Source organism: Myxococcus sp. AM011 (assembly GCF_013372595.1).
Lineage (GTDB): Bacteria > Myxococcota > Myxococcia > Myxococcales > Myxococcaceae > Myxococcus > Myxococcus eversor.
Genome location: NZ_JABXEM010000040.1, coordinates 1 through 14,760 on the forward strand (window position 1 = coordinate 1; position 14,760 = coordinate 14,760).

A 14,760-nucleotide genomic window follows, 5' to 3' on the forward strand; every position below is an offset into this window, starting at 1 on the left:
CTCTTCCCCCAGCCCCCATCCCCTCGCACACGGTCATCAACGCGCGGGCACAGGGTGAGCGACTTTCCGCGCAACAATTCCACCTCGTCCTGCTGGACACCGAGCGCGCCGGCACCGTCTTCCCGCTCGCCACCGAAGCGCTTCGCGTGGGCAAGGCGCCCGACAACGACGTCGTCATCGACCACCCCACGGTGAGCCGCAACCACCTGGTGGTGCGTCGCCAGGGCGACCGGTTCCTGGTCCAGGACCTCGGCTCCACCAACGGCACCTTCCTCGACGGTGCCCAGGTGCGCGAGGCGTACCTGCGCCCCGGCGCGCTGCTCGAAGTGGGCGACGTGCGCCTGCGCTTCAGCCCCCAGCTCGCCCCCGTCCAGGTGGAGCCCACGCTGGAGGACCGGCTGGGAGACCTGGTCGGCCGCAGCCTGCCCATGCGGCAGATTTTCGCGCTGCTCCAGCGCATCGCGCCCACCGACTCCACGCTCCTGCTCGTGGGCGAGACGGGCTCCGGCAAGGGCGCCGCCGCCAAGGCCATCCACAAGTTGAGCCCGCGCGCGCCCGGGCCGCTCGTCGTCTTCGACTGCGCCAGCGTCTCCGACTCCCTCATCGAGAGCGAGCTGTTCGGCCATGAGAAGGGCGCCTTCACCGGCGCCGTCAGCCAGCGCATCGGCTGTCTGGAGCGCGCCAACGGGGGCACGCTCTTCCTGGACGAAATCGACGACCTGGCGCTGGACCTCCAGCCCAAGCTCTTGCGAGCGATTGAAGACCGCGAGTTCCGGAGGCTCGGCGCGTCCACGCCCATCACCTTCGACGCGCGCATCGTCGTCGCCAGCAAGAAGGACCTCTGGTCGGAGACGCAGGCGGGCCGCTTCCGCGAGGACCTCTACTTCCGCCTCTCCGTCTTCACCGTGAACCTGCCGCCCCTGAGAGATCGCAAGGAGGACATCCCCCTCCTGGTGGACGCGTTCGCCGGAGAGGGCCTGTGGCTGCGGCTGCCGGAGAAGATTCGCGAGCAGTTCAACGGGCACACCTGGCCGGGCAACGTGCGCGAGCTGCGCAACGCGCTCGAGCGCGCCCGGCACATGGTGGATATCCCGGAGCTGGCCGGGGACACGCTGCTGCGCGAGTTCACCCGCGAGCCTCCCGCTCCCGCCGGTGACTTCCTCCCCGCCGAGTTCACCGGGCCCTTCAAGGTCTGCAAGGACGAGCTCATCCGCGCCTTCGAGCGCGAGTACCTCACCCGCCTGCTCGGCCGGGCCAAGGGCAACATCGCCCGCGCCGCGCGAGAGGCCGAGCTGGACCGCAAGCACCTCTACTCGTTGCTGCACAAGTACGGCCTGGTGCAGAGCGAGGGCGACTGAGCGTCACCGCGCCGGAGCACACGCGGCGTCCAGCAGCTCCGGCCGGTATTCGAAGTGCATCGTGTCGTAGTGGTACCAGCGCCCGCCCCAGATGAAGCCCTCCGCCTCGAAGGCGTCCACCAGCGCCTGGGGCACCGCGTTGCGCCAGCGCACCGGCGTCCGGGGCCGCTGCCATTCCCAGTAGTGCGAGCGCGCGGTGTTGAGGTCGATGGACACGCCATAGGAATGCGCGCTCCGCCGCGTCGTGTTCGCGATGTTGCGCCAGGCGAAGGTTCCGCCCACGCCCTGGAGGAAGGGCGCGAGCGAAGGGTCCTTCGCCACCAGCGCCTCCAGTCTCGCGGCGAGCCGCTCGAAGGCCGGAGCCACCTTGCGGTGCACCTTGAGCCGCTGGCCGAGGAACACGAGCGGCACCACGTCCACCTTCTCCTTCGCGGCGCCATACGTGGCCTCGAACAGCGGCTCGAAGCGGATGCGCCCGGGGTCCTCGTCCTCGCGAGTCACGGGCGCAATGGGCACCGCGCGGTAGGCGATGGAGAGCGTGTCCTCCAGGTCCGGGGCCTCCAGCTTCCGGGAGAATGACTTCTGCTGTCCGTCGTCGAACGGGAAGGAGCGGCCGTCCGGCAGCGTGAAGCCCCAGCCCGTGTCGAGCCGCACCGGCGTCAGCACCGGATACCACTTCGCGAGACAGGTCAGCGCGGCGGGTGGCGCTTCGACAGGGGGAGCGGCCTCGGACGGCGTCGCCGCCTGGGACAGGAGCCCCATCACCCAGGCTCGCGTGAAGAAGTGGACGAGAATCACCCGGGCATCCTCGCACCCCAGGGTCGACCGAGTGGTGAGCATCGGACGGGGAGACGAACGGGGCGCCGCCGCGAAGACCCGACGTGGCATGGTGGGTCCGCCTTCGCAGTCCTTCCATCCTCCCGAGGAGGGTTCATGATGAAGCGTCCGTCTCCGTGGCTCGCCGTGCTGTGCGCCGGTTTCATCTCCATGCACACGACCGGGTGCTTCGGCAGTTTCAAGCTCACGCAGAAAATCTGGCAGTTCAACAAGAACATCTCAGGTCAGAAGTTCGTGCAGTGGCTGATGTTCCTCGTGCTCGTCATCATCCCCGTCTACGAGATTGGGACGCTCATCGATGCGCTCATCATCAACAGCATCGAGTTCTGGAGCGGCAACAACCCCGTGTCGAGCGCGGACGGAGGCGACGGCGACACGCGCGTCGTCCGGCTGAGCCCCACGGACGTGCTGCGCATGTCGCGCGACGCGGAGAGCGGCATCATGAAGCTGGAGCTGGAGCGCGAGGGGAAGGAGACCCTCATCCGCTACTTCGAGCCGCTGGAGAACGGCATGGCCGTGCGCGACGACGCGGGCGCGCTGCTCGTCCGCGCGGAAGGCGCCGCGGACGGCGCGGTGGCGGTGACGGACGCGACGGGCACCACGCTGACGGTCCACGGCTCGGAGGCCGTGGCGCTCGCGCGGCGCATCTACGAGGAAGGTGGCACGACGGCGCTCGCCCGGCACACCGTGGCCCAGGCCACCGTGTCGCGAGGGCTGGCGTTCAACACCTGCGCGGTGCCGTAGGCCTTGCTCCACACGGAGGAGGGCGGTGTCCCTCCTTCGTGGCGGCTCGCGCTTCGAAGCCAGCGTGGTGACGCCCGAAACTCCAGGCGTCACCCCGGGGACACTCGCGCTACGGGACGACGACGCTCCCGTCGAGCGGCTCACCCTCTTCCGGGCCGAAGCCCGCATCCAGCGCCTCGGAGGAGAACGTGCCCTCCAGGCTGCGACCGGCGCCGTAGCCGTCGCCCTTCTTGAAGGACATGGAGAAGTCCCCGCGCGTCTGCTCGCCGGGGTTGCCTCCGGACTCCAGTTGCAAGTCCCCCTTCTCCACCGGCGCGAAGACGCGCGACGGCTCGCCCGCGTTGAGGTGCACCACCGTGGCGCGCGCCAGCCCGGAGGGCGTGTTGCCCGCCAGGTTGATTTTCGCGCCCGGCCGCAGCTCCAACCCTTCCGTGGACACGGTGAGCCGCACCACCAGGTCCACGTCCAGGTCGTTGTTGCGGAAGTAGCTCACCTGGAGCGCCTCCGCGTTGCGGAGAATCTCCACGCGCGACACCTCCAGCGGGAAGAGCTCCGACACGCTGCCGGACAGCGAGTTGTCCGGACGGCTGCACGCCACCATTCCGGCGCCGGAGGCGAAGCCCGCCAGTGTCAGCGCCGCCAGGGCGCGGACCGCATTTCTCATTGCTCCACCGCGAGCGTCAGCACGCCCTTCCTGGTGAGCGCCGCCACCGGGATGCGGTACAGCACCACGCGCTTGCCCGTGGAGAGGAAGCCCAGCTTCGGCGACCAGCCGCCGTTGGTGTCCACCACCGTCTCACGCCAGTTGCCGGCGATGCGCGCGCTGATGAGGAGCTGGTCCTCGTTCGGGTTGCAGCTCGTGTCGTTGCGGCCCGTCTCCGACGAGCAGAGGTAGTGGGCGATGTGCGGCTCGTGGTTCACCGGGTCGAACGCGAGCGACGGATACCAGCCGCCCGTGCCCCGACCAAACACCGGGTCCGGCGTCGACCACTCGCCCGTCGTCGCGCAGCTCGTCGCGCTGGGGCTCGGGCAGTCGTAGTACTGCAACACGTCGCCCCGGGAGGAGCCGCGGTTCTGCACGGCGATGCCGAAGCCCTCCGTCGAGTCGTACGCGATGGACGGGCCCAACTGCGTGTTGCCCACGCTCTCCGCCGTGGCCACCTGCACCGGCGGCGTCCAGGCCGCGCCGTCCGCGTTGCGCCGCTGGAAGACGATGCCCGCGCCTGTCGCCTGCGCGCCTTCCTTCACCTGGTCATGCACCACCGCGGGCTGCGCGCCCGCCATGATGAGGCCGATGTGGCCGCCGTAGCCCGCCTTCGTGTCGCCCGACGAGGCCAACATGCGGAACGTCCAGCTCGTGGGCCCGCCGCTCGCCAGCTCCAGGTCCGCCGACTCCCAGTCCTGCCGACCGAAGTTGCCGTTGTGTCCGTCGCGATACGCGACGAGCGCCTGATTGCCGGAGAAGACCATGGACGGGTTGAGCCCGATGAGGAAGCCCACGTCGCTCAGCGGGTTGCCGATGGGCGCCGCGTTGGAGCGCGTGGCGACCACGCGCTGCGTCCACGCGCCCGCCGCCGAGCGGAAGGAGACCGCCAGGTCACTCTGGAGCCAGAACGTGGAGTCGTCCCTGTCACCGCCCAGGTACGTCACCGCCGGCTGTCCATCCGGACCGAAGGCGAGCGACACGCCGTACACGCGCTGCACGGTGACAATCTTCTCCACCGGCCCGAGCACGCCCGCGTTGAACTCGCGGTAGCGCAGGTCGTAGTTCACCACGCTGCCCGTCATCGTCCCGTTGTTCACGAAGTACGCCATGCCGATGCGGTCCTCGGGACCGATGGCCATGGCGATGTTGGAGATGGGGTTGAACTCGCTCGGGTCCGCGTCCACCTCCAAGCGCGTGAAGCTCGAATCCGTGGGTCCCGGCCCGGCATCCGGGCGACCCGCGTCCGGATTGTCCGGATTGGAATCCTTCCCGCATCCCAATGCCAGCGCCAATCCCAGTGCCCAGACATGCCGTCTCATCTTCAGTCTCCTTGCGTTGTCGGCCCTGCACATCGTCGTTTCATCCTACGTCACCACCACGCCCGAGGAAGCAGGCGAGCCATGCATCCCGACGCGGCGAAGCGCCGCGCGCTGGGTTACGCTCGCGCACCTATGCCCCGTGCGCGTCCCCCTCGTCAGCGCCTGTCGCGGCGCTCCTTCATCCGGCGGCTGACCTTCCTGGGCGGCGGTGTCGTGCTGCTCGGACCGCTGGCCTGCAAGCGCTCCTCCGAGGAAGCCCCCAAGCCCGCGGTGGACCCCGGCCCCCTGGGCACCGCGCCCGGCGGGCAGCGGACCCACACCTTCTCCTCGTTCGAGCTGGCCGTCGTCGCCGCCGCCGCCGAGCGCATCCTCCCGCGCGACGAGGACCCCGGCGCGCTCGACGCCGACGTGCCTGTCTACATCGACCGCATCCTCCAGACACCGGAGATGCAGCCCATGCGCGACGACTTCCTGGAGGGGCTCGCCGCGCTGGAGCGCCGCTCGCAGCGCATGTTCCAGAAGGGCTTCTCCGCCATCACCCCCGCCGAGCAGGACGAACTGCTCACGCTCTTCAAGGACAGTCCACCCCGGAGCGGCGAGGCGCACTTCCTGGAGCTGCTCACCGTGCTGACGCTGGAGGGCTTCCTGGGTGACCCGTCCTACGGCGGCAACAAGGGCAAGGTGGGCTGGCGGCTGATGGGGTTCGATGCCGTGGGCACCATCGCCATGGCGCCGCCCGAGGGCTACGACGGACCGAAGTGCCTGCGCGAGTGCGGGGTTCACAAGTGAGCCTGCCCCAGGTCGACATCTGCATCATCGGCAGCGGCGCGGGCGGCGCGCCCATGGCGCTGGAGCTGGGCCGCGCGGGCTTCAAGGTCGTCGTGCTGGAGAAGGGCCCCCACTACCGCCCCCAGGACTTCGTCCACGACGAAATCCTCAACAGCCGCCGCAACTTCTTCATGCCGCTGCCCTGGGAGGAGCCGCACCTGGTGCGCAAGGGCGCCAAGGGCAAGTACGAGCGCAGCACGGCGGCGTGGACGGCCAACTGCGTGGGCGGTGGCACCGTGCACATGAGCGGCTTCTTCTACCGCCTCAAGCCGGTGGACTTCCGGCTGCGCAGCACGCTGGGCGCGGTGCCCGGCAGCACGATTGCCGACTGGCCCATCTCCTACGAGGAGCTGGCCCCCTTCTACGACAAGGCCGAGCAGGAGCTGGGCGTGTCCGGACAGGCGGTGGCCCACCCCTTCGCGGAGCCGAGAAGTGGCCCCTACCCGCTGCCGCCCCTGGACGTGCACCCGGTGGCGGGGGAAATCGACAATGCGTGCAAGGTGATGGGCTGGCACTCGCTGCCCACCGCGCGCGGCATCATCAGCCGTCCCTACAAGGGCCGGGCACCGTGCGCGTACTGCGCGCTGTGCGGCAGCTACGGCTGTGAGATGGGCGCCAAGAGCGGCACGAACGCCAGCCTCATCCCCGCCGCCGTGGCCACCGGCAACGTCCAACTGCGGCCGGGTTGCATGGCGCGCACCGTGGAGGTGGACAAGAAGGGGCGCGCGCGCAGCGTCATCTACGTGGACGCGGACGGCGTCACCCAGGAGCAGCCGGCGAAGGTCATCATCGTGTCGTGCACGGCGGTGGAGAGCGCGCGGCTCCTGCTCAACTCCACCTCCAGCCGCTTCGCGAGCGGCCTGGCCAACGGCAGCGGGCTGGTGGGCAAGAACCTCATCTTCAGCTCCTTCGGCGAGTCGCAGGCGACGTTCCGGATGTCGAAGCAGGCCGAGAAGCGGCCGTGGCTCAAGGACCCGGGCCCCTTCGTCAACCGCAGCATCCAGGACTTCTACCTGATGCCGGACGAGCGCTTCGGCTTCCGCAAGGGCGGCACGCTGGGCTTCATGTGGACGCACCCCAATCCCATCCATGCCGCCACGGGGCTGGCCGGCAGCGGCGCCTCCGCCGTCTTCGGCAAGGCGCTGAAGGACCGGATGCGGGCGTACCGCGACTCGCGCATCCTCCAGTTCGAGGTCTACGGGGAGTTCCTCCCCACGCCCGGCAGCTACGTCGGCGTGGAGGGCTCCGTGAAGGACAAGTACGGCATCCCCGTGGCCGCCATCACCGTGGAGCGCCACCCCACGGACCTGGTCGCCACGCGCTTCCTCGTCGAGCGCGGCGAGGAGGTGCTCCTGCGCCTGGAGCCGGACGAGCTCAAGCGCACCAGCACCTCCGGCGAGACGACCATCCTCCAGCACGGCACCTGCCGCTTCGGCGACGACGCCGCCACGTCCGTGCTGGACAGGAATTGCCGCGCGCACGAGGTGCCCAACCTCTATGTCGTGGACGGCAGCTTCATGCCCACCGGCGGCAGCGTGCCCTCCACGCTCACCATCGCCGCCAACAGCTTCCGGGTGGCCAGCCACCTTGTTCGCGCGTTGAAGCAAGGCGTCGCCTCCGGCGGTTAGCGATTGCGCAGGGGCGTCACGTCGACCTTCACGGCGTAGCGCGCCTGCATGTCGGACTCGAACTCGATGAGGTGGTCGCCCACGCCGGTGACGTCCGCCTCCTTCGTGAAGACGCTGAACTTCTCCATCGAGTCGAGCACCGCGCGCCCGTCCGCCGCCAGCCGCGTGCGGGCCCGGCACCCCTCCTCGTGGAAGATGACCACCGTCTCCTCGCCCGCGGCGGTGACCTCGTCCAGGTAGAAGCTCACCTTGACGTGCGACGCCTCCGGCACCTGGACGATGAACTTGCTGCGACCAGGGAAGCGACCCTCTGTATAGCCTTCCGCCCCGAGGATGCAGCCGGCGACGCTGCCACACACGGGCCACGTCTCATCACAGGCATCCTTCACACGCGGGCCAATGAAGTCGTCGCGCGTGTCGCCACAGCCCACCAACGACAACATGAGCAGGAATGCACCGGCGCTCTGGGCCTTACGACAGAACACTGTTACAACATTCATCATCTTCGACCCTCTAGCGAGGAGTGAACGTCCATGCGACTGCGCACCCCGTGGCTCCCCATTCTCTTCTTCTCACTCGCGGCCTGCGGTGAGAGCGCCGACCCACTTCCCAAGGCCCCGCAGCTCATCACGGACCGCGACGAGATGTCTTTCGACCGCGAGTTCAACTCTGGCACCTTTGTCGGAACGAGTGGCTTCAACTCGGTCCAGGTGACGAACCAGGGAGAGGATACGCTGGAAGTCACCGACATCACCCTCAACGCTCCGTCCGTGTTCACGATGAAGGTCTCCAATGACTACACGGCCGGCACGCCCCTGCGGGTGGAGTCGAAGAAGCGCTTCTTCATCGAGGTGACCTTCAAGCCGCGCGAGGCCCAAGCGTATCAGGGCACCCTCACCATCAAGTCCAACGCGGCGAACCTTCCCGACAAGGTCGTCGCGCTCAACGGACTGGGTGTCGCGCCTCCGGCTCCCTGAAGCTCCCCCGGGTGGAGGGTGACGGGCACCACCCGCCACCCCACCCAAGTGGGTGTCATCCGCTCGCCCGCCCGCTGTGTCTCGCGGGCAATCACACACATCCAGCCAGACAGCGGGCGACGGCCCTTTGCAAGCCGGGTCTCCCCGCACCAGCCACCCACGCCGAACCAGGTGGCCGCGCCTCACGCGGGCCACCCTGCTCCCCTGAAGACTCAGGGCTGACGGGTGAAGACGCAGCCCCCGCGCGGCGCGACACCACCGTCCGGCGTGCCCGCGTCGTCCAGCCCCGGGCACTGCGTCGCGACGCCGCCATCCCGCGTGTACGACTGGGGATAATCGCCGTAGCCGGTGCGCAGCGTGTACTCCACCTGCTCGTAGGACGTGCGCTCGGACGCGGACACCTCCACGCGCATCTTCCCGCCACGGATGAAGCGCGGCTCCAGGCAGCCGCACGCGTACGGCGCCAGGGTGACGACGGTGGAGCCAGGGCGCTCCTCCAGCGTGTACAGCGGCTGGAGGCTGCTCACCGAGGCGTTCGCCGACGTGTGCCAGGCCCGCAGCGCGTCCGAGCGGTAGCCCAGCGTCAGCGACTGGTTGCGGCTGCCCGCCCTCACCGCCACGCACCCCTCGCCCATGCCGCTGTCCGGCACCGTGCCTCCATCGGCGCCCGCGACGGCGTCGCCATCACAGAAGGTCAGGTCCAGCGCGAGGCCGTGCACGGAGCCACCGTCCTGCTGCTTCGCCACCTCCCACTGCACCAGCCACGCGCGGTCTTCCGGCGCCGGCACGGAGGGGAGCTGGAACAGGTAGGAGTCCACGTCCGACGGCACCGCGTCGTAGTCCATGGGGCCGCGCACGCCCCGGCCGTTGACGCGGTCATCGCCGTTGCGCAGCCGCCCGTAGCCATGCGACAGCCGGCCGGTGACGGTGTACTCCGCCGTGTCCGGAGGCGACGGGTAAGCCGAGGTGGAGGCCAGGGGCTTGGAGACGGGCGACTCCGTCGACGTCCCACCAAAGCGGCTGACCTCGTCCGCGTCCTCCGCCTCCCAGGTCACGTCCAGCCGGTAGTCCTTGTCATCCGCCCAGTTGGTGCCGTCGTCCTGGACGTTGAAGTAGTACGTCGCCGTGGCCGCGTGCGGGGGCACCGGGATGACGCCCTCGAAGTTGCTCAGGTTGGTGAAGCGCGGGTTGTTGGCCGGCTCCTCGCGCAGCGAGTGCAGGCACATGGGCGCCGGCAAGTCCTGGCGCTGGCAGTAGCCCTGCACCAGCGCGACGATGTCCGGATTCTCTCCGTAGCCCTTGGGGCACGCCGTCGCGTCGTTGGTGCACGAGGTCCGCCACTCCTCCAGGTTCGCCCCCTTCGTCACCAGGGTGAACACGAGCACCTGGCGGTCCGGTGTGTCGGGCAGCGGCGGGAAGCGGCCGCCGGTGGCCAGCGGCGCCATGCGGTAGTGCAGCCGCGTGGGCACGGTGGAGGCAGGCAACTGCACGGCGTACCAGTCCTGGTCCCCGATGTAGCCAATGCGTCCCGTGAAGGACGTGGACGACGCGGGCGACGGGGTGGCCAGGCCTCGCTGCAGCGCGTCCGCGACCTTGTCGTTGCCAGGCGCCGTCTGGTCCTGGGCGTCCGCCTCGTCCAGCACGCGGATCTCCACGTCATACCCCTGGCGCACGTCCCCCTGCGACGTGTCCCGGTCGCTGATGCCCCGGTAGCCGCGCACCACCAGCATCCACTTGCCCGCGTGCTCCGCCTTCACCTTGCGCGCCGTCGCCAGCACGCCCGGGCGCACCTGCGGACGCACCTCGCCCTCGTCCTCCTTCTCCTCCTTGGTGAGGAAGCCGGGGCGCAAGAGCTGGTACGACAGCCGCCAGTTGGGCACGAAGCCCAGGTCCGGCGCCGTCACGCTCACGTACGCCACCTTCCCCGTCGGCAGGTCGAAGGTGTAGCGGTCCACGTCGTTGTCCGTCGCCAGGAAGCCCGACACCGTCCCCACCTGCACGCCCGCGCCCTGCGCCACCAACGGCAGCGGCGTGGCGGCGGTGATGGCGTCGTTGGGCTCGTGCGTGTCCGGGTTCTCGGTGATTTGCAGCGTCAGCCGGTAGGGGTTGCGCGCATCGAACTTGGGCTGGGAGACGACGTCCGGCGCGTCCTGCACCAGCACCAGCAGCGTCTTGCCCTTCAGGTCATCGCGCAGCGGCACCACCATGTCCACCGGCTTCGGCGCGCCCTGGCCGTGCTTGTCGTCCTTCTTCGCCAGCGAGCCTTCCGTCCCGTCAGGCAGCGGCCCCAGCACGCTGATGGACAACTGCACCGCGGTGCTGGAGGCCACGTAGAGGCCGTTCAGGTTGAGCAACGTGCGCGCGCTGGTGTTGGCGGGCAGGACGATGCGGTACCAGTCCTGGTCGCCCTCGCGCGTCGCGCCTTCCTTGACGAGCAGGCGCTCCAGCGGGACGCCAGGCTTCAGCTCGCACTCGGCCAGCGTCAGCGCCTCTTCCCGGCTGTTGCAGAGGTCCTGCACCTGGGGCGTGCCCGCGTCATCCTTGTCATCGCCCCCGGAGGAGCAGGCGGCGAGGGCGAGCAGCGCGAGCGACAACAGTCGGACTTGGGTCTTCATGGGAGCGTCGATTCTCACGGCGTCGGAAGCGAGACGTCGGCGCGGCCGGGGCAGCCGTCGACGAAGTCCTCGGGGGCTACGCGGATGATGCCGTCGGAGGGGGACTTGATGCCGCCCACCGGGTAGCGCACGGTGTCCACGCGGAAGGTGCGCACCAGGGTGCGCGCGGTCGGGTCGTCCGCGGGCACCATCGCCACGGACAACGCCACGTTGTTGAAGCCCGCGCCGCGCGTGACGATGCCCGCGTCATCCGCGGCGGCGATGGTGGGCGCCAGCAGCACGTTGTCCACGCGCAGCGTGTAGCACTGCCGGCCCAGCTCATCCGGAGGGCCGTCCGCCTCGAAGGCGTACCGGTAGCCCTCCGCCGCGAGGTTCGCGGTGTCCACCTCCAGCGGGCGGGTGTGCAGGCGCAGCTCCTGGCGGCTGGTCAGCCCGTCGTTGTCCGGGTCCTCGTCCAGGTCGTTGCTCGCGCCCTGCGTGCCGCCGCGCCACTCGATTCCGTCCGGCACGCCGTCGCGGTCGCTGTCCGCCAGCGTCGCGTTGGTGCCGATGAACTGCTCGTCGCAGTCCAGGAGTCCGTCACAGTCGCTGTCCGAGGCGCGCAGGAGCGGAGGACAGCCCTTGTCCAGGCCGCCACCGTCCGGGTCCGCCACCTGCGTCGGGTCGAAGTCCACGCCGCGGTCGCGGAAGTAGACCTCCACGCCGTCGCTGAAGCCGTCACCATCGGTGTCCATCAGGTTGGGGTTGGTCCCCACCTCGGCCTCGCGCGCATCAGACAGGCCGTCCCCGTCCGTGTCCGCCTCGTCCAGCGGGCTGCCCGGCGGCGCGGAGAAGTTGGTCGCGATGACCTCCTTCACGATGAACGTGCGCCGCACCTGCCCGAAGGAGAAGTCCAGGAAGTTGATGGGCTCGTTGTTGCGGAAGTCGCGGAAGTTGCCACCGCCCAGCGCGGCCATCTTCTCCAGCCGGTCCGCGTTCTGGTTGATGATGAGCAGCGGGCAGCCGCCGTCTCCGGACAGGTCACACACCGACGACACCGGCTGCGTGGGGTTGAAGACGTGCACGGTGTTGACGCGAACGTCCTCCACCAGGTCCCGGAGCTGCCGGATGCGCACCACCGCGTCACCCTGGAGCAGCTCGTCGTCCTGGTCCGTGGTGGGACGGCCGTCCGACAGGAACACGAGCGAGTAGCGCGCCTGCGCCAGCGCCTGCTGCCCGCCCGGCTCCAGCCGGCTGCGCGCGATGTCCGTGTTGATGAGCGAGTAGATGTCCGACAGCGGCTTGACGAAGTCCGTCGAGTCCCGGTTCGGGGAGTTGTCCGGGTTGCGGAAGGTGAGCAGTTGCTCGGTGAGCTGGCGCAGCCGGGCGTCGTCCATGGAGGACACCTGCACGAAGCCATCCTCCGGCGGGTTTCCCGGCGCCTGGGTGAGGAACGCCGTGGTGCTGCCGGCGAAGAGCACCACCGCCAGGTAGACCTCCGGGTCTCTCGGCAGGTTCTGGATGAGGTCCACCAGCGCGGTGGCGCGCGTGCCGTCCGGGTCGCTCACGCGCATGGACTGCGAGGCGTCCATGGCGATGATGAGCTTGATGGGGCGCACCACCTCGTTGGAGCCGACGGTGCAGAAGCGGCCCTGCAACGAGATGGCCCGGTCCACGGGGACTTCCACGTCCCGGCGCGGGTCATACAGATACGAATCGGAGCAGGCCACCACCAGCACGAGGGCGACGAGCAGGCCCGCCAGGACACGTCCAGCCACACTCACGGGGTGAATCCTCCCTGCTGGCCCGCGGGCGGCGAGCCCACGCATCGACCCTGGTTCTCCCAGGGGTTGCCCATCTCCGTGGGCACCATGAAGTTGTCGTTCGTCAGCGTCAGCTCCGGGCCCACCGGGACGCGGATGCTCGGCGGCGCGTACTGGGACCAGGCACAGGCCGAGCGCCACACACCGTAGTCGGTGGCCACGCCGCTCTCCGGCGCCTCCGCGAACCACAGCTTGAAGAGGTTGAAGCCCTGCTTCGCCCCCACGCGGTCCGGCGTCGTCACCATCTGGAGGTTGGTGACGGTGTAGTCGTAGCAGATGCTGCCGTTGGGCAGCACCTCCGCGATGCGCGTCTCATACTGGAAGCCGTTCTTCTCGAAGAAGGACCTGTCCCGCCGCGTGGGGTCCGTGCCCGCGCGCAGCTCCACCTCGTCCGGCAGGCCGTCACCATCCGTGTCCAGGCCCGCCACGCTGGGCTCCAGCGGGTTGAGGCCCCAGCGCGCCTCGATGCTGTCGGGGATGCCGTCGCCATCACTGTCGACGATGGTCTCCCGCGTGCGCAGGTACCCTTCCGCGAACTGCGACAGGCCATCTCCGTCCGTGTCGCGGCACGTGCAACGCGGCGTCAAGGGAGAGTCCGGGTTGCACCCGCGCGCGTCCAAATCGTTGGCCGGCTTGAAGCCCTGGTCCTCGCGGCGATGCTCGAAGCCGTCGCTCAGGCAATCCCGGTCGCTGTCGGCGTTGAACGGGTTGGTCTTCAGCGTGAAGGAGTTGTCGATGTCGTCCGGCACGCCGTCGCCGTCGCTGTCCACCACCCGCGAGTCCAGCCCCGGTCCGGAGCTGAGCGGCTCCACCAGCAGCGTCTTCATCACGTTGCGCGACGCGAAGGACGAGTAGTCCAGCGCGCCCAGGCCCAGGTTGGAGATTTCGGCGGTGTCGTTGAACTCCTGGTACACGCCGTTGCCCATCTCCGCGAAGCGCGTCAGCAGCCAGGAGGCGATCTTCTTCGCCGCCGCCGGGTACTCGGCCTGCGGCACGCCCGGGTAGATGCCATAGATTTCCTGGCAGATGGGGCCACACGCGCGCACGGCCTCCTGGTTGAAGAGCAACACCGTGTGCATGCGCACGTCACCCACGTTGTACTGGTCCTTCAGCTCCATCAGCCGGCGCACGTAGCTGAAGAGCTGGTAGTTCTGGTTGCGGTCCGTCCCAATCTCGAAGCCGTCAATCTGGTCCGTCGTGTTCGTCGCGTTGCAGAAGCTCACGATGGAGTCCGCCCACGTCAGGTCCGGGTTGTCCGGGTTGGCGTAGACGCTGAGGTTGTCGGTGGCGGAGCAGCGCGGATACGGCGTGCCGTCGGTGAGGAAGACCACGACGTAGCGGGTGCGCGGCAGCACTTCCGGGTTGGACAGCGAGACGGCGTTGATGTCGCTGGCGATGAGGCTGTAGGCGTACGACAGGGCGCCCTGGTAGTCGGTGCCCTTGCCCAGCTGGCTCTGCAGGCCGTCGATATAGGTGTCGATGTTGGTGTCCGGCCGGGCGAAGCGGTCACCCGTCGTGGCGGGGGGCCAGACGTTGCGGACGTTCGTCTCGAAGGGGGCGACGGACACCTGCACGTTGCCGCCCGCGGCGTTGACCTGCCGGAACTGCGCGACCAGGCGCTTGAGGGCGCGCACGCGCGCGGGCTCGGTGACGCCGGGAGGGATGATGGCCTGGACCGCGGCCTGCTGGCAGAAGCCGCTGTCCAGCTGCGCGCCGGGCGGGTCGGAGATGCACATGCTGCCCGACTCGTCGAGCACCACCACCACCTTCACGGGGAAGCCGGCGGGGTTGGGCGGGCGCGTGCAGACGCGCCCCTGGAGCATCACCCGGTCATCGACGTGGTTCTGCAGTTCCGTTCGAGGCTCGAGCATCGAGTCGGTACAGGACAACAGTCCCGTGGCCAGGAGGCCCGCCGCGAACAGCGGGTAACGAAGAAGGCGGCGCAT

Annotated in this window: 12 protein-coding genes; 5 read left to right on the forward strand and 7 right to left on the reverse strand. The window is 69.3% G+C overall.

Going from position 1 to position 14,760, the window contains the following annotated elements; all coding sequences use genetic code 11:
• The coding region (locus HUW62_RS10995; RefSeq protein ID WP_176434388.1) for a sigma 54-interacting transcriptional regulator at nt 1–1,358 on the forward strand (1,358 nt) is incomplete at its 5' end.
• A gap of 3 nt (nt 1,359–1,361) precedes the next feature.
• Here HUW62_RS10995 and HUW62_RS11000 read toward each other — a convergent pair.
• Nucleotides 1,362–2,156, reverse strand: coding sequence for a M15 family metallopeptidase (locus tag HUW62_RS11000; RefSeq protein ID WP_240356450.1), 795 nt, complete (start codon nt 2,154–2,156; stop codon nt 1,362–1,364).
• Between the two features lie 138 nt (nt 2,157–2,294).
• On the opposite strand from HUW62_RS11000, the gene HUW62_RS11005 reads away from it, so the two are divergent.
• The gene (locus HUW62_RS11005; protein ID WP_163866582.1) at nt 2,295–2,939 is read left to right on the forward strand and encodes a DUF3332 domain-containing protein; all 645 of its coding nucleotides are present in this window, start codon (nt 2,295–2,297) and stop codon (nt 2,937–2,939) included.
• Nucleotides 2,940–3,048: 109 nt separating this feature from the next.
• On the opposite strand, the gene HUW62_RS11010 is transcribed toward HUW62_RS11005, so the two are convergent.
• Both HUW62_RS11010 and HUW62_RS11015 read right to left on the reverse strand, forming a co-directional pair.
• A complete protein-coding gene (locus HUW62_RS11010) occupies nt 3,049–3,603 on the reverse strand; it encodes a hypothetical protein (RefSeq protein ID WP_163866497.1) in 555 nt (184 codons plus the stop codon).
• Nucleotides 3,600–4,964, reverse strand: coding sequence for a hypothetical protein (locus tag HUW62_RS11015; RefSeq protein ID WP_163866496.1), 1,365 nt, complete (start codon nt 4,962–4,964; stop codon nt 3,600–3,602). Before HUW62_RS11015 ends, HUW62_RS11010 begins: the two co-directional genes overlap by 4 nt.
• 81 nt (nt 4,965–5,045) lie before the next feature.
• Here HUW62_RS11015 and HUW62_RS11020 point away from each other — a divergent pair, with 81 nt between their 5' ends.
• Entirely contained in the window at nt 5,046–5,753 is a 708-nt protein-coding gene (locus HUW62_RS11020; protein WP_240356449.1) for a gluconate 2-dehydrogenase subunit 3 family protein, read from the forward strand.
• Entirely contained in the window at nt 5,750–7,420 is a 1,671-nt protein-coding gene (locus tag HUW62_RS11025; RefSeq protein WP_176434389.1) for a GMC family oxidoreductase, read from the forward strand. Before HUW62_RS11020 ends, HUW62_RS11025 begins: the two co-directional genes overlap by 4 nt.
• Here the strand turns inward: HUW62_RS11025 and HUW62_RS11030 are convergent.
• Complete coding sequence (locus HUW62_RS11030) at nt 7,417–7,905, reverse strand: hypothetical protein (protein WP_368670384.1); 489 nt, start codon at nt 7,903–7,905, stop codon at nt 7,417–7,419. The two genes, HUW62_RS11025 and HUW62_RS11030, sit on opposite strands and share 4 nt — an antisense overlap.
• A 48-nt stretch (nt 7,906–7,953) precedes the next feature.
• Here HUW62_RS11030 and HUW62_RS11035 point away from each other — a divergent pair, with 48 nt between their 5' ends.
• Nucleotides 7,954–8,397: a hypothetical protein gene (locus HUW62_RS11035; RefSeq protein WP_176434391.1), complete on the forward strand. Its 444-nt coding sequence runs from the start codon at nt 7,954–7,956 to the stop codon at nt 8,395–8,397.
• A 212-nt stretch (nt 8,398–8,609) separates the two neighbouring features.
• Here the strand turns inward: HUW62_RS11035 and HUW62_RS11040 are convergent, their stop codons facing one another.
• The 3 genes from HUW62_RS11040 to HUW62_RS11050 are packed head-to-tail and all read right to left on the reverse strand — an operon-like array spanning nt 8,610 to nt 14,760.
• The gene (locus tag HUW62_RS11040) at nt 8,610–11,012 is read right to left on the reverse strand and encodes a hypothetical protein (RefSeq protein ID WP_176434392.1); all 2,403 of its coding nucleotides are present in this window, start codon (nt 11,010–11,012) and stop codon (nt 8,610–8,612) included.
• A 14-nt stretch (nt 11,013–11,026) separates the two neighbouring features.
• Nucleotides 11,027–12,775 carry a vWA domain-containing protein gene (locus HUW62_RS11045; RefSeq protein WP_163866492.1) on the reverse strand — a complete coding sequence of 583 codons (1,749 nt, stop codon included), beginning with the start codon at nt 12,773–12,775 and terminating at the stop codon, nt 11,027–11,029.
• Nucleotides 12,772–14,760, reverse strand: coding sequence for a vWA domain-containing protein (locus HUW62_RS11050; RefSeq protein ID WP_163866491.1), 1,989 nt, complete (start codon nt 14,758–14,760; stop codon nt 12,772–12,774). The genes HUW62_RS11045 and HUW62_RS11050 overlap by 4 nt, the downstream gene beginning before the upstream one ends.